Genomic DNA, 20,723 nt, shown 5'->3' with positions numbered 1-20,723 from the left:
CACCCCTAGGCCAAGGCGGCGGCGCGGACAGCCGCGCCGATCGCTCCGGCAAAGCGAGCCTGGGGCGAGGTGGTCACCGGCGACCCCAGTAGCTCGCCCAACCGCTCCACCACGAAGGCGTTCTCGCACAGGCCACCGGTCAGGTAGTACGGGGCGCCCGCGGCCTGCCCGGCCATGGTCGCCACGCGCGAGACCACGCTGTCGATCACGCCACGCGCAATGTTCTCGCGCGGCTCACCGCGACCGATCAGGCTGATGACCTCGCTTTCGGCAAACACCGTGCACATGCTGCTGATCTTGGTGGGCTCGCCGGAACGCGCCAGGTCGGCCATCTGCTGCTGGGAAATGCCCAGGCGGTCGGCCATGATCTCCAGAAAGCGCCCCGTGCCGGCGGCACACTTGTCGTTCATGGCGAACTTTGCCACGCGGCCGCCCTTGAGTTGGATGACCTTGGTATCCTGGCCGCCCACGTCGATCACCGTGCCCTGCTCGCCAAACAGGCGGACCGCACCGGCACCATGGCAGGTGATCTCGGTCACTACCTTGTTGGCATAGGGCACCGCGACACGGCCGTAGCCAGTCGCGACCACGCGAACATCGTCGGCGCACACGTCATAGCCGGCCGCTGCCAGTGCCTCGCGCAGCCGCTCGGAAGCATCGACCGAGGAGAACCCGGTGGGCTGCACGCACGTCCACGCCACCGAACCCTCCCCATCGACCACGGCAGCCTTAGCCGCCGTAGACCCGATATCGATCCCGATCCCTATCATGGCTCTCTCCTAATCAGCAAGAAAATCAAACGATCAGACACTGCTGCAACAACGGCCCTCTGGCGTCTGAGGTGCCCGAGATTCCGAGCGACAAGCCCGACGAAGCGTACTCAAGGTACGCGAGGAGGGTTGGAGCCGGAAGGTCGGGCGCCTCAGATGTCAGAGGGTTTCGATAAAGGCGGCGATGCGGGTCTCGATTTGGCCCATGTCGCCGTTGCTGTAGTCGGTCTCAATCTTCATGTACGGAATGCCCGCACCCTCGACAGCTTCCTGCATGCGTGCGCTCTCCACGTTAAAGGTATGGCACGCCTGGAGCACGTTCTCCACTACCCCATCGACGTGATACTTCTCGCGCATGGCCAGCGTGTTTTCCATACGACCGTCGTTGGGCGTCATGACCGAGCAGTTGATATCCAGGTAGCGGTCGGCGATAGCGCGCAGGATATCGGGAGCCTCCGGGTCGATCATCATGGCCGCCGTGCGCTCGCCCGAGCAGTCGTCCATGCACACGACCACACCGCCGTTGGACTCGATAGTACGGCCGATCTTGTTGATCACGCCGCCCACCGGGCAGCCAGTGATCAGAATGCGCTTGGCATCCGCCGCAACCGGGCGCTCGCCCGCGTCGTAGGTCTCGCGCAGCTTGGCAACCTTTTGCTCCAGCTGCTGCGTATAGGCCTCGATATCAAAGCTGAACGTACCGGCGAACATGGTGCTCATCAGGTCAACGCCGCTCATGGCAGCCGGCTGGTTGGCCTGCAGCGCAAACATCTCGAGCTGGGCCGCACGCAGACGGTTGCGACGACGGACGGCAGCGCGCAGGTCATCGTCGGTAATCGTGATGCCGTAGAAGCCCTCGAGCTCCTCCTTGAGCAGGCGGCACTCCTCGTACCAGCCTTTACGCTCGTAGGCGCGATCGCGACCCTGCGGAAGATGCAGAATGTGCGTGCGCTTGAGCTCGTTGAGCAGTTCGTACATCTTCTTCTTGCCGTCGCAGGTGGTCTCGCCGATGATCATGTCGCTAAAGTACGTAAACGGGCACTTTTGCGAGTAGGCAAAGCCGTACGTCGATTTGATGAGCGGACACAGATTTGCCGGCAGCACCTTCTCGGCCTCGGGAATCACCTCGTCGGATGTGCCGCACAAGGCCACACTTGCAGCGCCCGCGGCATCGATAATCTCGAGCGGCGTATAGCTGCACAAATAGCCGACCAGGCGATTGCCGGCCTGTTTGTAATCCTTGACGCGAATAAACGCCGCCTTGCGTTGCTCGTTGAACTCCTCAAACGTGGACGGCAACGGCTGCTCAATATTTTCCGACATATAACTCCTTAACAAACCTTTTAAACAACCAAGGAAACGGCTTTTCCAGGTGCCCGAGGTTGCCGTGAAAGAGGAGCGCCGCGTACTTCTGGTACGCAAGCGACGGTTTGAACAGCAAGATCGGGTGCCTGGGGAAGCCGCCGGGACGAATAGTCCTAAATGGTTTCCAAGAAAGCCTCAATCCTGGTTTGCAGTTGGCCTGCATCCTCGCCGACGTAGTCGGTCGTGATGTGCATAAATGGAATGCCGGCCTCCTCGGCGGCCTTCTCCACGGCAAACGACTCCATCTCGTAGAGCGTGCAGAACTGCAGGGCCACGTCGACAATGCCGTCGGCATGCAGGTTCTTGGCCATCTGGACAATGTCCTTCATACGCTGGTCGTTGGGCGTAAAGACGGCACAGTTGATCTTAAAGTAGCGCTCGGCGATGGCATCGAGCATCTCGTCAACCGTCTCACCGGACTCGTCGACCAGGTCCTTGTAATAGCGCGAACCCGTGCAGGACTCCTCGCCTACCACAACGCCGCCGGCCTTCTCGATGAGGTTGAACAGCTTCCAGTTGGGCACGGCCATGGGCGTGCCGGTGTACAGGATGCGCTTGGTCCCCTTGGGCGCCACGCCCTCGCCGGCCTCGACACGCTGCTCGCACTCAGCCGCCATATCGTTGATGGCTCCAGTCAGACGCGGCGTGTCGTCCATAAAGGCGGCCTGAACGGTCAGCAGGCTGTCGAGACCGCTAATGGGCGCTGGGTCGGCAGCGCGCGTGGCAGCGAGGCGCTGCAGGGCGCGACGCTTCTCATTGACGGCGCGGATGGCGGCCTTCAGACGCTCACGCGTAATCGTGACGCCACACTCGTCCTCAATCTTGGCGGCGAGCTTTTTAACCTCGGCCTTCCAGGTCACAAGCGTCGACTCGTCGTGTACGTTGGGAATATCCATGACGTACATGTTCTTTTGCGTGGCAAAAAACTCGTAGGCCTTCTTCTTGCCATCGCAGGTGTTCTCGCCTACCACCAAGTCGCTCGACTCAATGTAGGGGCAGACCTCACCCAGCTTAAAGCCGGCAAAGCTCTTGATAAGCGGACAAGTGTTGCGCGGCAAGTGCTCCTCGACCTTGTCGGTCGCCCAATCGGCACCCGAGCACAGACCAACGGGAATGCCGTCGCAGGCGAGCACAATCTCCTCGGGCACGTAGACGCAGAAGCTGCCCACGATTTTGGTGGCCTCGCCAGCCTCCTTCTTGTCGAGCATCTCCTTAATACGGCCGCTGTGGATGTTGGTGGCCACAAAGTCCAGGTAGGACGTGGACTTGGGGCGATTGTTCTGCGTCAAGAACATATCGCCGTACATCTGGCCCACGGCGCCTAGCAGCATGTCGTGGTCGGCAAGATTCATGCCGAGGCTCTCCCACATCGGGTGGAAATCAAATTCTTCAGCCATAACGGTTCCCCTCTCGAACCAAAAACGGATAACAGCGGTATCGATGCACGACGGACGGCGATTGCCCGACCGTGCTCAAACCCGGAATTTTAGGGAACCTGCTTTGCGGTCGATTATTTAGTTGTGCGTCGTCTCTCCCGGAGCCGTGAACATACCTGCTCATATGCGGCTCCGAGCCATATACTGGGCGCGCGCGGCAACGCGGCGAATGTATGTCGTCTGCGGCATGTGCGCACCCTCCTTTACAAGTCGAGGTCAACTATATCAACGGTCATCGACCATGCGAACACCGTTGACATTCGTACGACAGCGTCGTGTGCCGTCGTCTAATAAATAATTATCTTGATTGATAAGAGTTTGTCATTCCTCATTCGGCGAACGGCAAAAACAAAGCCGCGGAGGCTTATATTCCCCGACGGCATTACCCGGCGCTATCGACAAACCAAATGGATCCTGCTGGCATCAAAATGCATGCGCAGCGTCTCGCCTGCTTGCGGCAACTCGTCGACAGGTATGCCCACCTTGTTGACCTTCCACTGCAGGCGCGTGGGCGCATCGGCACGCGGCACATCCAGCAGAACCAGGCGCTCAAAACGCGAATCGCTCACGCGGGCCACGCGCAGGTCATAGCTGTTGCGACCCCGCTCGGCACGGTTGTCCACATGGAAGTAGCTCGCACGAATACCCAGGTACGCTACATTATCGGGAACCTCGCGACCCACGTTAAAGCTCATGCCCCAGTCGAGGGCCTCAACTTCTTCGTCGCCGATCTTGCGCACCCGGCTTGTGTTCTTGCAGCCCGTCAGGCGCAGCGCCGCCAGCGTCTGCGGACGGCGGACCACGTCCTCGACGGAGCCAATCTCCTCAACATGCCCGTCGTGCATCACGCAGATGCGCTGGCACAGGCGGCACGCTTCGTCGATGTCGTGGCTCACATAGAGCACGGTGCGGTTGCATACGTCGAACAGGTCGAGCATGTTCTGTTCGAGGGCGCTCTTGAGATACGCGTCGAGCGCGCTCATGGGCTCATCGAACATAAAAATGCCCGGGTGTGCCGCCACCATACGAGCGAGCGCCACGCGCTGCTGCTGGCCGCCCGAGAGGCGCGCGGGATAGCGGTCGGCAAAGTCGGCCAGTCCAAAGATACCCAGGTAGCGCTCGGCAAGTTGCCTGCGCGCCGCGGCGTCGCCTGCACCCTCAACGCCGGCGCACACGTTATCGGCCACCGTCATATTAGGGAACAGCTGATAGTTTTGAAACATCAGGGCGCATTTTCGCTCCTGGGGCGAAAGGTTGATGCCCGCCGCAGAGTCAAAGAAGGTCACGCCGTTGACGACGATCTTTCCCTCGTCGGGTGTCTCCACGCCGGCAATGCAGCGCAGCGTGCAGCTCTTGCCACAGCCCGAGGCGCCCAGCAGCGCCACACGCTCCTCGCCGGCCTCAAGCTGCATGTAGAGCATAAACCCGGGATAGCGTTTTTTGATATCCAAAACGAGCGACATAGCTTATCGACCTCCCTGCGGTGCTGCGTCATCGCGCATAAGCTCGGCCAGCGCCTCGCGATCGATGCGCAAGGCATCGCCGCCGACTGGGTCGAGCGAATCGATCTGGCTACCCAGCTGCTTGGCCTGTTTGCGCTCTGCACGGGAGAGACCACGCTCGCGATACTTTTGCGAATGCGCCGTGTACATGTTGATGAACAGGATGACCAGGAAACTAAACACGATCACGACGACGACCCAAAAGAGGGCCACCGAGGTGTTGCCGCCCATCCACTCAAAGTAGATGGCGATAGGGATGGTCTGGGTAATGCCGGCGTAGTTGCCCGCAAAGAACAGGGTGCAGCCAAACTCGCCCATGGCACGCGCGAAGGCAAGCACCGCGCCGGCGGCAATCGAGGGCCAGCCAAGCGGCATCATAAGCTTGGTAAAGATGCGACGCTCGGACCATCCCAGGGTTCGCGCGGCATCGAGCATCTGCGTGTCGAGGCTCTCAAAGGCACCGAGCGCCGTACGGTAGACCAGGGGAAACGACACCACCACGGCAGATATCACCGCCGCAGGCCACGTAAAGACGATCGAGACGCCGTGCGCGATGAGCCACTGGCCCACCCCGGTCGAGCGGCCAAATAGCATGAGGAGCAGAAAGCCGCAGACCGTGGGCGGCAGCACCATAGGAATCGTAAAGACCGAGTCGAGCAGGCCCTTGATGCGACTCGAGGTACCCATAGTCTTCCACGCGGCGAACAGGCCCAGCGCAAAGGAAATCAGCAGGGCAAGGCCGCTCGTTTTTATGGACACCCAAAGCGGGCGATAGTCGATGTCGCCCAAAAAGGAGGCCAGAGAGGTCAAGGGACCCTGCTCATCCCGCAACACGACAGACGATGCTTCTACCATTTGAGCGCTATCAAGCCAGCGCGCGCCGCCCTTGGCATCACCCGAGGCCGATGCAATCACCACATAGCGGTCCCCATCCGCACCGTGCTCGTCAAAGCCATAGGTATACCCGCCGGCATCAAACGTTGTTTCCGCCGTAACATACCAAGGAAGATCAACGTCCCCTAGCTGCGCACCTCCCATGGAGTTTGCGCTGTCGAGCTCACAGACGAGGGCCTTGAGACCCGATACACACTCGTTGTCCTGCGGATCCAATCCATACTTCTCGGCCGCCTTGGGCGATACCCACACCACAACGCGATCGGCAGCAGGCGCCACTACAAGGTCCACGTCCTCGTCAACGGGAAACCGGTAGCCCTCAGGCTGGCCCTCCATAGCACGAGCGGTCCCCTTGGCCAACCGCTCAAAACCCTCGATCCCATAGGAAAGCCCATGAGCGGTCGCAGCAACCTGGGCCCCGTCCTCAGCGACCCCAGCAAACGCAAATCCCGGCACCCAGCAAAGCGCGAAGGTCAAAGCACAGGCGACGAGCATGCGGAATCTATTAAGCACGAAAAGCTCCAAGCGAATACAAGGACGGAGTGAAACACAAAACGATGGAATTATCGCGCCAAGCCGCACTACGCGGAAAGCTCAAAGCCGTACTTAGCCCAAATCTTCTGAGCCTTCTTGCTGGACAGGCAAAAGTCGATAAACGCCTTGGCCTCGTCGGCATGTTCGGAGCCATCGGCGACAGCGCCCGGATACACAATGGGCTTGTGCGAATCCTCGGGGCACACGAAGGCCTCCTCGATGCCGTCGTAGCGGAAGATGTCGGAGCTATAGACAAAGCCAGCCACGCAGTCGCCCGTAGAGACGTAAGACGCAGCAGTGCCGACCTTGTCGGCCAGGGCCACCTTGTCAGCGATCTCGGAGGCGTACTCGCCGTCGTCGCCCTCGGTGCCGGTATAGAGGCCCACGGAGGCCAGGGCCTGGTTGGCGTACTTGCCGGCGGGGACGGTCTTGGCGTCGCCGATGGCGATCTTGCCGTCCAGATTCGCGACGCCGGCGATGGCCTCGACCTTGGTGTCGGAGCCCTCGGCGCGAATGATCACGAGGTCGTTGACGAACATATCCTCACGGGTGTCGGCGTCAACGAGCTCGGCGGCTTCGGCGTCGTCCATGGTGCCCTTGGAAGCGGTGATGAGCACATCAGCCGTGGCGCCGGCACGCATCTGCTCGACGAGGTCGCCGGAGGCCTTAAACTGCGTGTCGGCAAAGGTGGTGCCGGTCTGATCGGTGTAGAGCTCCTGGACCTCGGGCAGGGCCTTCTCGAGAGAGTTGGCAGCGAAGACCTGAAGCTCGACAGCTTTCTTGGAAGATGCCTTAGCAGAACCGGCATCGGAGCCAGTCGGCTCAGACGTCTTGTTGCCGGAGCAGCCGGCAAGGCCAAGGCCGGCAGCGGCGACAGCAGAGAGTGAGACGAATCCGCGGCGAGAAACCATATCGAACATGTTCAACCCTTTCGAACGATACACCCGGGCACCTCGCCGCAGGCTTTATTCTGTAATTAGATTATACTTCGGTGCGAATAATGATTCTGAGAAATTATTCTCGTCTGAGAATATAGTTTCAGGCATGCCTACAGAATGCCGTCCCCTTGGGCACAAATAATAGGCGGAGCAGCCGTTCAGGTCGCCCCGCCGCAGGTAAACCGCTTAGTTGGTATGTCCGCCGCCCGCTGTCATTTGGGCTGCATGCTCCAGCTGATCGCTCACGGCCTCCCAGCTTTCGCGGGCGGCCTTCGTAGAACCGGGAAAGTTTACGACAAGTGTATGACCTCGTTGCATGCAAATAGCGCGCGAGAGCATAGCGCGGCGCGTCTTGGTCATGGAGTACGCACGGATTGCCTCTGCAATACCCGGCACATCGCGCTCGCAAACGGCACGCGTCGCCTCGGGCGTCACATCGCGCATCGAAAGCCCCGTGCCGCCGCAGGAGAGCACGACATTGGCGCGGCACTCATCGGCAGCTTCCACAATGGCATCACCGATTTCACTGACGTCGTCGCGCACGACCACATGTGAGGCGACCGTCCATCCCTGCGCCTCGATAAGCTCCTCGAGTGCGGCACCTGCCTCGTCCTGGGCAAGGTCGCGCGTGTCCGAGCACGTTACGATCGAAATCTTTAACTCCATAACATTCCTCCTATAGCACCGTGCCCTCAGGCAGGTCGACTCGCACGACATCCACGACATCGCCCGCCTTGAGGTCGCACGGTCCTTCGTCAATACGCAGCAGGCAGTTAGCCCGCTGCATTGTGCCGAGCAGCGCCGAATTCTGCGTCTTGGCCTCGGTCACCAACAGCTCACCGGTCTCGGGGTCGCGCAAAACCGTGGCGCGATCGAAGAAGCGGCGATGCTGTCGCTTTTTCACGCCGTGCGTGAGCGTCGCCTGCTGCACGGGACGCGTACCCTCGGCAAAGCCGCGCATCTTGCGGATCGCGGGGCGGGCGAGCATCTCAAAGCCCACATACGCCGCCGCGGGATTGCCCGAAAGCCCCAAATACGGCTTGCCCCCAAGCAGGCCAAACGTGATGGCTTTGCCGGGACGCATCGAGATGCGGTCGAAGAGCACCTCGCCCTCGCGCCGGACGAGCGCCGTCACATAGTCGTAATCGCCCGCCGAGGCACCGCCGCTCGTAATGACAAAATCGCACTCCTGCACGGCGCGATGCACGAGCTCGGCGATTGCCTGCTCATCATCGGGAGCGATGCCAAAGAACACCGGCTCGGCGCCGGCATCGAGTGCCTCGGCCATCAACGCCGACGAGTTGGAGTCGCGAATCTGCCCGCGCGCCGGCAGCTCACCCGGCGCGACCAGCTCCGTACCCAGCGAGATAATGCCCACACGCGGCGCGGCATGCACCTTCACGCTCGCATACCCGGCGCTCGCCAGCAGGCCAGCGCCGGCCGGGGCCACAACCTCGCCGGCGTGCATCACAACATCGCCGACATGGGCCTCCTCGGCGGCAGAGCGAACGTTCTCCCCTACCTTGGCAGGCGCCGAGAAGCTCACGTGCGAGCCCTCGTTGCCGTCGCCGTCAAGCACCTCGACGATCTCGTATTTCACCACGGCATCGGCACCTTCGGGTACCGGCGCGCCCGTCATGATGCGGACCGTCTCACCCGCGCCGATTGCGCCCTCAAAGACATGGCCCGCGGCCTCGTGTCCGACAACGTCGAACGTCACCGGCGCCTCGCCAGATGCCTGCGCCAAGTCCGCCGAGCGCACGGCATATCCGTCCATAGCGCTGTTGGCAAACGGCGAAATGTCGATATCGGCCACCGCGTCCTCTGCCAAGGGAAGACCGGCGGCCTGCCACACGGGAATCTCGACAACTTCGGTGCGATTCACGTGCGACAAGACGATCGCCTGTGCGTCCTCCAACGGAATGAGTTTCTCAGCCATATGCACCTCTTAATGCCACGGCGCACAACGGGAACGCCGATTCTTTATGCTTGTCTCAGTATAATCCCCCGACGCACGACCGCGACTCGGCCTGCACCCGCAAATACACCTGTCGGTTGCAAGCCACGAAACAGAATGGAAACTAACCCACCGGCTCGTCGCGTTTACCGCGTTTTATAATGCTCGTGTTGCAACCCAAAAAGAGGAACGTATGGCTTTTACCGACAAACCCGAAAGCGCAAACGAGGCGCAGGATCATTCCCAGCCGCTCGACGACGGCGGCCTTTTCTCCCTTAACGACGTCATCATGGCAGGCAGGCAACAGCTCACCCGCTCCGAGCATCTCTTGGCTGCCGACACGCGCCGCAACGCCCGCAACCTACTCGCAAGCGCCAAGCTGCTCGTGCTCGTAGTTATCGTCTCGCTCGCCATGGGCGTTGCCGCTTGGGCGTTTTTGGCCTCGCTGAATATCGCGACCGACTATCGCGAGCGCCATGAGTGGATTTACGCGCTGCTCCCCGTTGTGGGCGTTGCCACCGCATGGGTGTACAAAAACCACGGCCTCGCCGCCAAGCGTGGCAACAACCTGGTCATCGACTCCGCTCTGGGCACACGTCTCATCCATATGCGCATGGCCGTCCTCACCTTCGTCTGTTCCACGCTCACGCACCTAACGGGCGGATCGGCCGGTCGCGAGGGAGCCGCGGTGCAGATTGGCGGCACCATCGCCAGCAACATCTCGAACCTTGCCCACCTCAAAAAGCATGACCACCACGACCTCATGCTCGCCGGCATCTCGTCGGCCTTTGGCGCCGTATTCGGTTCGCCCCTTGCCGGAGCTTTCTTTGGCATGGAGATGTGCTTTATCGGCAAGATCGACTACACCGCGGGCATCTACTGCCTGGTCGCCTCGTTTACCGGCTACTTTACATCACTCGCCCTGGGTACCGAGTACGAAGCGAATGTCATTGCCAACGTTCCCAACATGACGCCCAAAACGGTCGTTATCGTTGTTATCAGCGCAATTATCTTCGGCCTGACGGCACGCCTCTTTGCCTGGTCGGTTCGAACAGTCAAGAACCTGTACGGTCGCTTTATCACCAATTACCTCATTCGCGCACTTATAGGCACACTCGTGGTTTTGGCCGCCTATGCCCTCCTCGACGCCTGGGACTACGCCGGCCTTTCCACGTGGCTTTCCGGCGCCGGATTTGCAGGCAACACCACCCTGGCGGACGCAGTCATCAAGTTGGTCGTCACAGCGCTTACCCTGGGCGCGGGCTTCCAAGGCGGCGAGGTCACGCCCCTGTTTGGCATCGGTGCGGCACTCGGTGGCTGGATCGGTTGCCTTACTGGGCTCGACCCCAGTTTTCTGGCGGCTCTCGGCATGCTCGGCGTGTTCTGCGCCGGCCTCAACGTGCCCATCACCACCTGCATGATGGCCATCGACCTGTTCCACGGCACAGCCGCCGGGTTCTTTGTCATCGTGGCCTTTATCAGCTACCTAACCGGCGGACACCGCGGCGTGTACCCCGCCCAGCGCATCATCTCACCCAAGCGCCGTTCGCTTATTGTGGATGAGGGCGGTACGGTAGCGGATGCTATCGAGCGCCACAACGACCTGATAGAGTAGACGTTAGTATTCGCCGTGCAGCCACAATCGGGGGCAATTCGACCCGAGCGCGACCGCACCGTCACGTTATACGCCGGGAGTCGCCCCATGCACGCAACTGATTTTGGTCGCACGCTCATCATCGCCAACCCAGCCGCCCAGTCGGGTGCGGCGCGCGAGGTCGCTGAGCGCCTGCAGCGCTTTTTAGACATGACCGCGCGCTCATCCCAGTTTGACTTGGTACTGACCGAGCGCATGGGGCATGCCAAGGAACTTACCGCACAGGCCCAGGGCTACCGCACCGTTATCGCTCTTGGCGGCGACGGCGTGATCCACGAGGTCGTCAATGGGCTTATGACGCAAAAGCAGGACGCCCGCCCCGCCCTTGCCGTCCTGCCCGTGGGCTCCGGCAACGATTTTGCCCAAACGCTCGGTATCGACGATTTCTCCGGCAAGGATTTTGGCGCGCTGCTCACCTGCGAGCTGCAACGTCAGGACATCGGGCGCATTCGCTCATGGAGCCCTGCAAGCGGTAGCGGCGAGGCGACGGTCGAGTATTATGACCAGACGCTTTCGGTCGGCATCGATGCTGCCATCGGCCTTAGCACCACCGAGCTGCGCAAAAAGACCGGCTTGACGGGCGCGCCGCTCTACACCCTCTCGGGCCTTGAGCAGTTTGGCCTACGCTATCGCAACTACCCCATGAAAGTCAGCTTTGACGGCGCGCCCGCCGAGCGCGTGCGGGCGATTATCATGGCGATTCAGCTGGGCCCCACCTATGGCTCGGGCTATCGCATCTGCCCCGATGCCGACCCCTGCGACGGCATACTCGATGTCTGCTACGCCTGCGGCCCCGTCCCCCGCGCCGTTGCCCTGCCTATGTTTCTTTCGGCCAAGGACGGCCACCACACCAAGTTGCCGCCGGTTCGTATGCGCCGCTGCCGCCATGCCGAGCTCACCTTCGAGCAGCCCGATTACCCCATCCAGGCCGACGGCGAGCCCATTGTCGCCTCGCGCATCGAGGTGGATATCCTTCCCGCCGTCCTCGAGGTCTGGCACCCAACCCGCTAGCTTCACCTAAGTTGCGGTGAAATAGGGACTGTTTATGCAGCCAAAGCCGCAAAACAGTCCCTATTTCACCGCAACTTATTGAGAAGATCATTCCTCCCCGCCCGGCTTGCGACGGTTGGCCTTTTTAATCGCGTTGAAGTGCTTATCGTTGAGCCTGCGCTGGCGAGAGCGCTGTGGCACTTTGGTCTTGACGCGACGGCGCGGTGGACGCCCGCGACGCTCAAGCTCAGCGCGCAGCTTACGCAGACAGCAGCTGCGATTCTGAAACTGACTACGGCTCTCGCGCGCCGTCACGACAATCCCCGTGGGCCCATGCTTCATGCGCACCGCCGAGTCCGTCGTGTTGACGCCTTGTCCGCCCGGACCCGTCGCGCGAAACACCTGCACCTCGCAATCGCGCGCCAACTCCTCGGCCGACATCTCGGCATAGCGCGCATACTCACGCCATCCCATCTTGTTCTCATCCATATCAACACCTCCCCTCATAAAAAATGTGACAAAGGGAAAGTCCCTTTGTCACATCGCATACCAATCGCTTGTGTTGCGCGCTTAGGCGAAGGTGATCTCGCCGGTATCGCAGTCCATATCGGCGATACGGGCTAGGCTCTCAACGCGGAAGCCGCGCTCGCGGAGCTTATCGCCACCGCCCTGGAAGCCTTTCTCCACCGCAATGCCAATGCCAGCAACCTCGGCACCCGCGGCCTCACAGATCTTAATAAGACCCTCAAGTGCGCAGCCGTTGGCCAGGAAGTCATCGATGATTAGGACCTTATCGCCCTCGGACAGGAAGCGCTTGCCCACGATGACCGGGTACTCCTTCTGCTTGGTAAAGGAGTAGATGGTCGTGGCATACTGCTCGCCGTCGAGGTTAATGGACTGGGCCTTCTTGGCAAAGACCACCGGCACGCCGCCAAAATGCTGAGCTGCAATGCAGGCCATGCCAATGCCCGAAGCCTCGATCGTCAGGATCTTGTTGATCTCGACGCCCTCGAACAGACGGGCCCACTCAGCGCCCATGTGATCGAACAGCTCAACGTCGCACTGGTGGTTGAGGAAGGCATCAACCTTAAGGACGTTACCGGCCTTTACGATGCCGTCATGGCGAATACGATCCTCAAGCTCCTGCATGGCGCAACCCCTTCTCGCGGCAACGATACCGCGCGATTAATAAACGTTGTTCGATAGTCTACCACGGACCGACCCCCGCCCGTCCCACAAGCCACATCGCACCACAAACCAGTCTTTTTGGGACGGCGCGAATCGTGGCAGACAGCCTCCCAACACGCTAATGGCGGGCGCGCATCTTCACCAAACGCACCATGGCGAGCGCAAAGCCCACAGCGGCCACAGCCATGAGCACGTAGAACACCGAGCGAAAGCCGAATAAGAACACATCCGAACGGCCTGCAACGAAACTGGTCACGGCCTCGCCCATCGCCACGCTCATCTGCCCATACAGGATATGCGACGCCGCCGTAATGCCCACTGCCATGCCGGCATAGCGCGCCAAACTGCCCAAGCTGCCCGCAAAACCGAGTGCCTCGCGCGGAGCCGAGCCCATATACAGCGAGTTATTGGGGCTCTGGAAAATCGACGTGCCGCACGACATAAACGCGACACAGCACACGATCACAGGGATGGAGGAGTGCTCGTCGAGCGTGCTTACCGCAAAGAGACCGCATACGTACACACCCAGGCCGACCGCCGTGGGACCCTCGCAGCCAACACGGTCCGAAACCGTACCCGAAAGCGGCCCGATAAAGGCATTCACCATCGGCAGCGCCAAAAAGAGCAGTCCGGAAATATCGGAGCTAAAGCCATGGGCATCCTGGAAATAGAACGGCAGCACAAACTCAGATGCACCGATGCCGATAAACACAATAAGCATGCATGCCAAGTTAATCGTAAAAGCCGAACTCGCAAAGCAGCGACGCGCGGCCTCCGCCAGCGACATGGGGCGCTCGCCGGCCTCCGGCTTAACATGCGGCAGTGTGTAAAGCCCCACGATAAACGAGATGACGCCAATGGGCAGGTTGATGAGGAAGATGCTCTCCCAGGGAAAGCTTGCCACCAGCATGCCGCCGAGCACGGGACCACACATCATGCCGAGGGCCACGAAAGTCGCGAGGATACCCATGGCACGACCGCGCTCGCGCGCCGGAAACGACTCGGTGATGATACCCATGTTGTTTGCCATGGCCGCTGCGCAACCGACGCCCTGAACGATGCGCGCCAGAATAAGAACCTCGAGCGAGGCCGAAAGGCCACACAGCAGCGAGCCGAGCGTAAAAACGATGACACCCAGCTGGAACACGCCCACTTTGCCGCGCACGTCGCCCAAACGACCAAACGGCAACATGGCCACGCACGTCGCAAGCAGATACACCGAGCTCACCAGCTGAATGCGATCGAGGCCCACGCCCAGCTCCTTTTGCATCACGGGCAGTGCCACGGTCACGACGGTCGAATCCAGACACGCCATAAACGTCATGATGAGCACGGTAAACAGAATCGCCCATTTGTTCTTGCCATGGGTGTCGCCCTCTAGGGCGATGTGCTCGCGGCGCAGCTGCTCTGCGGTTTTCTCCATATCCATCCTTTCGAGTGGCCCAACGCAAAAAAACGGGGCCCCAATCGCCTGTAAACAGCCGCGATTGGGGTCCCGCCTACGGAATCGGAACGTAAAGGTCACCGAAGCCCCCTGTCGGCATCGGCGACTTATGCGAACGCTAGCCTAGCACTGCTCGAGCGCCTGCTCAAGGTCGGCAATCAGATCGGCCGTGTCCTCGAGGCCGCACGACAGGCGCACCATGTCGGCGGAGATGCCACAGGCGATGAGCTCCTCATCGTTCATCTGACGATGCGTGGCGTTAGCAGGATGCAGGCAGCAAGTGCGGGCGTCGGCCACATGCGTGGCGATCTGGGCGAGCTTGAGGCTCTTCATAAAGGTCTCGGCCGCCGCGCGACCACCGTTAAAGCCAAAGCTCACGACGCCACAAGTACCGTTGGGCATGTACTTCTGAGCCAGGTCATAGTACTTATCGCCCTCCAGGCCCGGATAGCTCACAAAGCGTACCTTGGGATGGCTCTGCAGGAACTTGGCAACGGCCAGGCCGTTCTCACAATGACGCGGCATGCGCACATGCAGGCTCTCGAGCGAGCTGTTCAGGAAGAAGGCCGCCTGCGGGTTCTGCATGGGGCCAAGGTCACGCATGAGCTGCGCGGTAGCCTTGGTGATGAAGGCACCCTCGCGACCGAACTTCTCGGCATAGGTCACGCCATGGTAGCTCTCATCGGGCGTGGTGAGACCCGGGAACTTGTCAGCATGGGCCATCCAGTCAAACTGACCGTGATCGACAATCACACCGCCCAGGTAGGCCGCGTGACCGTCCATGTACTTGGTGGTGGAGTGCGTAACGATGTCGGCGTCCCACTCAAAGGGACGGCACATCACGGGCGTCGGGAAGGTGTTGTCGACCATCAGCGGCACGCCGTGGTCATGCGCGGCCTTGGCAAAGCGCTCAATATCGAGCACGGCGAGGGCGGGATTAGCGATCGTCTCGCCAAAGACGAGCTTGGTGTTGGGCCGGAAGGCTGCCTCGAGCTCCTCGTCGGTGCAGTCGGGGGCAACAAAGGTGCAGGTGACACCCATACGACCCATGGTGTGGGCGAGCAGGTTGTAGGTACCGCCGTAGATGGCAGAGCTTGCGACCACGTGATCGCCGGCACCGGCCACGTTAAAGATCGCGAGGAAGTTCGCAGCCATGCCCGAGCTCGTGAGCATCGCGGCAGTGCCGCCCTCCATCTCGCAGATCTTGGCAGCGACCAGATCGCACGTGGGGTTCTGCAGGCGGCTGTAGAAGTAGCCCGACTCCTCCAGGTCAAACAGCTTGCCCATGTGCTCGGACGTGTCGTACTTCCACGTGGTGGACTGGTAGATGGGCACCTGGCGCGGCTCCGCATCGCCCGGGCGATAGCCGCCCTGAACACACGTGGTACCGATGGTCTGCTCGCTCATATTTAGCTCCCTTGCCTGGGTTACATTTTATTCGGTTCACGATACCGCTACCCCGCACCCCTCTCAACCCATCCGCAAGGTAGGTTATTGGACAGAAGCATCGGGCTCATTCGCCCCACATCTTTAGTATTTGTCCGACAGAAAAACGGTGAGGTATGCATAAAGCTCTCGATGAACGAATGCGTCGGCAAGGGTACCATAGGCGGGTACACCACAAACAAGGAGACAACGATGAAGCACATCGATACGACCCAGCTCGACACCACCGCCTGCCAGGCTCAGGCTGCCGAATACCACACCCGTGGCTTTAACTGTGCCCAGGCCGTCGCCTGTACGCTCGCACCAGCCGTCGGCCTCGATCCCCAGATTGCCTTTAACCTCACCGAGGGCTTTGGCGCCGGCATGGGCGGCATGACCGAAACCTGCGGCGCCATCTCGGGCGCCGTGGCCATCATGGGCTTCGTGATGAGCGACTGCATGGAAAACCCCAAGACCAAGGGCCAGACCTACAAACTGTCGCGCGAGATCGCCAAACGTTTTGGCGAGAAGAACACGACGACCGTCTGCGGCACGCTCAAGGGCGTCGGATCGGATAAGGGTCCGCTCCGCAGCTGCCCCGGCTGCATCGACGATGCCGTCGAGATCGCCTGTGATGTGCTAAAGCAGCTCGCCGAGTAAACTGCGGCAACAGAAAACGACGGCCGGCGCGCTTGGGATCCATCCAAAAGCACGCCGGCCGTCGCCGTTAGAACTCGGCAAATTCTGGAGCGCCGACCTCGATTTGCTCGCGACCCGCCATAAGCTCGCGCATCTTAGCGCAAAATGGCTCCTGCTCCCCCGCCTTAAACACCAAATGAATCGTCACGGCGTCCGCGTAATCGGTGTCCGAAACCTTGGCACCACAATCCTGCGCCAAGCGAAGCACCTGCTCATACTGCGGATAGGCCACATGCACGTCAACCGGCACGACACTTGTCATCTCGACGATCTGCCCGGCCTCCTGAGCCGTGGCCACCGCCGCCTGCGTCGCCGCGGTATAGGCGCGTACCAAACCACCAGGCCCCAACAGCGTGCCACCAAAATAGCGCGTCACTACGCAGCAAACATTTTTGAGCCCCGCGCCGCGCAGCACCTCGAGCGTCGGCATACCGCTCGTGCGGCTCGGCTCGCCATCATCGCTCTGGCGCTCGCGCCCGTCGACCAAAATCCACGCGGGAACATTATGCCGGGCATCGTAATGACGCTTGCGAACCATCTCGATAAAGGCATTCGCCTCATCCTCGGACTCAATATGGACCAGCTGGGCGATAAACCGGCTCTTGCGGTCCACAAACTCGCCCGAAGTCTCAATATTCGATTGCAGAGTAAAATAGCTGTCCAACAAAGCCCCTCAAACACAAGCAAAGCAACAAACAGCCTCAATAATACGGCAAAGCCCGTACCGAAAACCCCAGTAAAAAGAATGGAAGCGCCGATGACCAGGCAATTACAGCGAGACGCTAAGAACGGAACCGCCGATGATCAGACAAAAACAGCGAGACGGCGTCAGCTGAGTCGATTTGGCCCGAAAGAGGAGGGAGCACGCCTTATGGCGGCGACCGACGAATGAGCGCCAAATCGGCCAGCTGACGACGTCGCAGCGTCAACAAAGTGCTGAGTGGGCTTGTAAGCCGGGTTCTGTCGTGAACGGTCATTTATCTTGTCTGCACGTTACCGTGCAGCTCCACGCACGCTACCCGAACGCGGACCGGGCCGGCCCATAGCGTTCCTATTCGCGCTTGCTCCGGATGGGGCTTGCCAAGCCGCCGTGTTGCCACGACGCTGGTGGTCTCTTACACCACCGTTTCAGCTTTTCCCTTTACGCCTTGCGGCGCAGGTGGGAGTCTTCTTTTCTGCGGCGCTTTCCGTCGGATCACTCCGCCCGGCCGTTAGCCGGCATCCCGCCCTCTGGAGCCCGGACTTTCCTCACGCGTGCTGCAAGCAGCACATCGCGCGACCGTCTGGCCCACTCAGCAGTGTAAGAGTGTAGCACACCGTCGCTATTGGCAATGGCACAACACAAGCGTTCGACACGATAAACCAAGAACCACGCCATGCAGTACAATAGGCTTGTCGATGGGCAACGTCGTCAGTCGAGACGCGACCGCGCTCCGCACCCCTCCGTCTACTCAGTGCGTTCCCGCCTCCTCCCCGAGGCGGGATGTCGGCATATTTTATGCACCGACAAGCCAATAGCAAACGGATAGCCCGGACAAAATTGCGCCCGGGTAGCATCGTGCATTTCACCGCCAAATGTAAAAAGGGACCCGTCCATTACGGACGGATCCCTTAAACAAGTGATCGTCAACCGATTTACTCGGCGTCGGTCTCCTCGTCCTTCTTCTCGGAAGGCAGCGGGGTAACCTCAATCTCGACGCCCAGAGTCTCAGCAGCAGACTTCATGGACAGGGAGATACGACGACGGTCGAGGTCGATCTCCATGACCTTGACCTGAACCTTGTCGCCCACATGGGTGACCTGAGAAGGCTGATCGACGTGCTTGTTGGCCATCTCGGAGATGTGCACCAGGCCCTCGATGCCCTCGCCCAGGTCGACGAAAGCGCCGAACGGGACAAGCTTGGTCACAGTGCCCTCGACGATAGCGCCGACGGGATACTTCTTGACCAGTGCGCGCCACGGATCCTCGGTGGTCTGCTTGAGACCCAGGGAGATGCGCTCGCGGTTGAGATCGACGTCGAGAACCTCGACCTCGACCTCCTGGCCGACCTTGACAACCTCGGAAGGATGGTTGACGTGGTTCCAAGAGAGCTCGGAGATGTGGATGAGGCCGTCGATACCGCCGAGGTCGACGAAGGCGCCGAAGTCGACGATGGAGGAAACGGTGCCCTGGAGACGCATGCCAGACTTGAGCTTGGACAGGATCTCGGAGCGCTCGGCCTTACGGGACTCCTCAAGCACGACGCGACGGGAGAGGACGACGTTGTTGCGGTTGCGGTCCATCTCGATGACGCGGGCCTCGATGCGGGTACCCATGTAGGAGGAGAGGTCCTTGACGCGACGGAGGTCGACGAGGGAAGCGGGCAGGAAGCCACGCAGGCCGATGTCGAGAATCAGGCCGCCCTTGACAACCTCGATAACCTCGCCCTCGACGTTCTCGCCGGAGTTGAACTTCTCCTCGATGCGGTTCCAAGCACGCTCGTACTCGGCACGCTTCTTGGACAGGACCAGACGACCGTCCTTGTCCTCCTTCTGGAGAACGAGGGCCTCGATGGGATCACCGAGTGCAACGATGTCTGCAGGGTTAGCGTCCTTGCGGATGGACAGCTCGCGGACCGGGATAACGCCCTCGGACTTGAATCCGATGTCAACGAGCACCTCGTCATGCTCGATCTTAACGACAGTGCCGTTAACGAGATCGCCCTCATCAAAGTCGGTAATCGTACCGTCGATGAGGTTGTTCATCTCCTCCTCGTTGACATCGTCAAGAGAGAAAATGGACGAGTTCTGAATCTCACTCAAAGGTGGACCCCTTTCGAACTACGGGGCCCCGATTGCTAGGACCTACAGAAGGGTGCGACAAGCACACAACGTTTAGGAACACTCGGGAGCCGACAGATACTAATGTGACGCTTATGCAATCACGTTCGTATAGGTTACGGGGAAATCACTTCGATTTCAAGCGTGAACTGCCATTTTTTACTCGTATGGAGACTTTTTCGCAATCTTGTGAACGACTGTCTCCACAAGCTGACGATAAGCAGTTGGGCATACGGCTTTGGAGTAAAGTATCCCAGACATACGATTCTGAAACGATTTATCGAGAAAGGTGCCCGCGTGCTCAAAGCAGTCGTTTTCGATATGGACGAGACGCTTCTTAGCATCAACCTCAACGCGTTCATCCTTCGCTATTTTAAGGATGTCTCGTCGATGCTTGCAGATATCGGACGACGCAGCCGCGGCGGCACGATGGCGCGCCTCGGCACGATTCTGGTCGACCTCAACGCCAATCGCCGAAGCGGCACTGACAATCGCACCAATCTTGAGTTCTACCAAGAAGAAATTGAGCGCCGGTGCGGCATTTGCCTCTCAGACCCACTCATCTACGAGGCGTTTACCTACTACGATCGTGAAGTCCTGCCGTACAAGAACGATGACATGATCAATGCGAAAGCCATGCCGGGTGCACACGCCGCGCTCGAGGTGGTACAGAACGCGGGCCTGCGCTGCGCGCTCTTTACGAACCCCAGCTTTCCGCAGGGGGCCATCGAGTGCCGCATGGGCTGGGGCGACATGGCCGACGCCCCCTTTGAACTCGTGACGCACATGGGAAACGCCACCCGCTGCAAGCCCGATGCCACCTACTATCTAGAGCAGCTTCAGGTGATGGGACTCGAGCCTCATGAGGTCCTCATGGTGGGCAACGACCCCAAGCGCGACTTCCCCAGCCCCGCCTGCGGCATCCAAACCGCCTATGTTGGCCAGGGAAAACCCGGCCGAGCCACCTGGCACGGCACCATGGAAGACTTCGCCCGCGACTTCAACGCCGTAGTAGAAGCCTTCTACGAGCACCAAGTAGCCGACGAACTGTCGTAAGGGTTAGTCGTTGGGTGTTCCTATAGTTTTGTCAACCTTCGACGCTACTCC

The 20,723-nt window shown here is 60.3% G+C and carries 17 protein-coding genes, 1 other RNA gene and 1 pseudogene; 4 read left to right on the top strand and 15 right to left on the bottom strand.

The genetic code is table 11. The features are described from left to right. Positions 1-5 precede the first annotated feature (5 nt). The 8 genes from DXD48_RS09415 to glp form a co-directional block, all read right to left on the bottom strand. Entirely contained in the window at positions 6-770 is a 765-nt protein-coding gene (locus DXD48_RS09415; RefSeq protein WP_117564978.1) for an acyl-CoA dehydratase activase, read from the bottom strand. A 159-nt stretch (positions 771-929) separates the two neighbouring features. Further along, positions 930-2,093, bottom strand: coding sequence for a double-cubane-cluster-containing anaerobic reductase (locus DXD48_RS09410; protein WP_117564977.1), 1,164 nt, complete (start codon positions 2,091-2,093; stop codon positions 930-932). 155 nt (positions 2,094-2,248) lie between these two features. Continuing rightward, entirely contained in the window at positions 2,249-3,532 is a 1,284-nt protein-coding gene (locus DXD48_RS09405; protein ID WP_117564976.1) for a double-cubane-cluster-containing anaerobic reductase, read from the bottom strand. Between the two features lie 431 nt (positions 3,533-3,963). Then, a complete protein-coding gene (locus DXD48_RS09400) occupies positions 3,964-5,034 on the bottom strand; it encodes a sulfate/molybdate ABC transporter ATP-binding protein (protein WP_117564975.1) in 1,071 nt (356 codons plus the stop codon). A gap of 3 nt (positions 5,035-5,037) precedes the next feature. Next, positions 5,038-6,480 carry a molybdate ABC transporter permease subunit gene (gene modB / locus DXD48_RS09395; RefSeq protein WP_233514986.1) on the bottom strand — a complete coding sequence of 481 codons (1,443 nt, stop codon included), beginning with the start codon at positions 6,478-6,480 and terminating at the stop codon, positions 5,038-5,040. 68 nt (positions 6,481-6,548) lie between these two features. Then, positions 6,549-7,421: a molybdate ABC transporter substrate-binding protein gene (gene modA, locus DXD48_RS09390; RefSeq protein WP_117564973.1), complete on the bottom strand. Its 873-nt coding sequence runs from the start codon at positions 7,419-7,421 to the stop codon at positions 6,549-6,551. 204 nt (positions 7,422-7,625) lie between these two features. Then, positions 7,626-8,105, bottom strand: coding sequence for a molybdenum cofactor biosynthesis protein B (locus DXD48_RS09385; RefSeq protein WP_117564972.1), 480 nt, complete (start codon positions 8,103-8,105; stop codon positions 7,626-7,628). 10 nt (positions 8,106-8,115) lie between these two features. After that, positions 8,116-9,378, bottom strand: a complete 1,263-nt coding sequence (glp, locus tag DXD48_RS09380; RefSeq protein ID WP_117564971.1) for a gephyrin-like molybdotransferase Glp — start codon at positions 9,376-9,378, stop codon at positions 8,116-8,118. A 211-nt stretch (positions 9,379-9,589) separates the two neighbouring features. Between glp and DXD48_RS09375 the strand changes: the two genes are divergently transcribed. Further along, complete coding sequence (locus DXD48_RS09375) at positions 9,590-11,011, top strand: chloride channel protein (RefSeq protein WP_199407941.1); 1,422 nt, start codon at positions 9,590-9,592, stop codon at positions 11,009-11,011. A gap of 87 nt (positions 11,012-11,098) precedes the next feature. After that, positions 11,099-12,061, top strand: coding sequence for a diacylglycerol kinase family protein (locus DXD48_RS09370; protein WP_117564970.1), 963 nt, complete (start codon positions 11,099-11,101; stop codon positions 12,059-12,061). 87 nt (positions 12,062-12,148) lie between these two features. Here DXD48_RS09370 and DXD48_RS09365 read toward each other — a convergent pair. The 4 genes and pseudogenes from DXD48_RS09365 to DXD48_RS09350 all read right to left on the bottom strand — a co-directional run. Continuing rightward, a pseudogene (locus tag DXD48_RS09365) lies at positions 12,149-12,457 on the bottom strand (peptide chain release factor-like protein); the annotation flags it as partial. 153 nt (positions 12,458-12,610) lie between these two features. Beyond that, a complete protein-coding gene (locus DXD48_RS09360) occupies positions 12,611-13,189 on the bottom strand; it encodes a xanthine phosphoribosyltransferase (RefSeq protein ID WP_117564969.1) in 579 nt (192 codons plus the stop codon). Positions 13,190-13,346: 157 nt separating this feature from the next. Continuing rightward, positions 13,347-14,651, bottom strand: a complete 1,305-nt coding sequence (locus DXD48_RS09355) for an MFS transporter (RefSeq protein ID WP_117564968.1) — start codon at positions 14,649-14,651, stop codon at positions 13,347-13,349. Positions 14,652-14,795: 144 nt separating this feature from the next. Then, positions 14,796-16,079, bottom strand: a complete 1,284-nt coding sequence (locus DXD48_RS09350) for an O-acetylhomoserine aminocarboxypropyltransferase/cysteine synthase family protein (protein ID WP_117564967.1) — start codon at positions 16,077-16,079, stop codon at positions 14,796-14,798. Between the two features lie 231 nt (positions 16,080-16,310). Here DXD48_RS09350 and DXD48_RS09345 point away from each other — a divergent pair, with 231 nt between their 5' ends. Next, on the top strand, positions 16,311-16,757 hold the full coding sequence (locus DXD48_RS09345; protein ID WP_117647264.1) for a C-GCAxxG-C-C family protein: 447 nt from the start codon (positions 16,311-16,313) through the stop codon (positions 16,755-16,757). A gap of 67 nt (positions 16,758-16,824) precedes the next feature. Here the strand turns inward: DXD48_RS09345 and DXD48_RS09340 are convergent, their stop codons facing one another. From DXD48_RS09340 to rpsA, 3 genes are all read right to left on the bottom strand, one after another. Then, positions 16,825-17,463, bottom strand: a complete 639-nt coding sequence (locus DXD48_RS09340) for a YigZ family protein (RefSeq protein ID WP_199407939.1) — start codon at positions 17,461-17,463, stop codon at positions 16,825-16,827. A 266-nt stretch (positions 17,464-17,729) separates the two neighbouring features. Further along, positions 17,730-18,091: RNase P RNA component class A (gene rnpB / locus DXD48_RS09335), an RNA gene on the bottom strand. Positions 18,092-18,431: 340 nt separating this feature from the next. Continuing rightward, positions 18,432-19,598, bottom strand: coding sequence for a 30S ribosomal protein S1 (gene rpsA / locus DXD48_RS09330; protein ID WP_117564965.1), 1,167 nt, complete (start codon positions 19,596-19,598; stop codon positions 18,432-18,434). A gap of 315 nt (positions 19,599-19,913) precedes the next feature. On the opposite strand from rpsA, the gene DXD48_RS09325 reads away from it, so the two are divergent. Beyond that, a complete protein-coding gene (locus DXD48_RS09325; RefSeq protein ID WP_117564964.1) occupies positions 19,914-20,672 on the top strand; it encodes an HAD family hydrolase in 759 nt (252 codons plus the stop codon). The last annotated feature ends 51 nt before the right edge of the window (positions 20,673-20,723 follow it).

The sequence above is a fragment of the Collinsella sp. TM05-37 genome (assembly GCF_003436455.1).
Lineage (GTDB): Bacteria > Actinomycetota > Coriobacteriia > Coriobacteriales > Coriobacteriaceae > Collinsella.
Note: the sequence above shows the minus strand (reverse complement) of the source record. Positions and strands in the feature narration are given on the sequence as shown.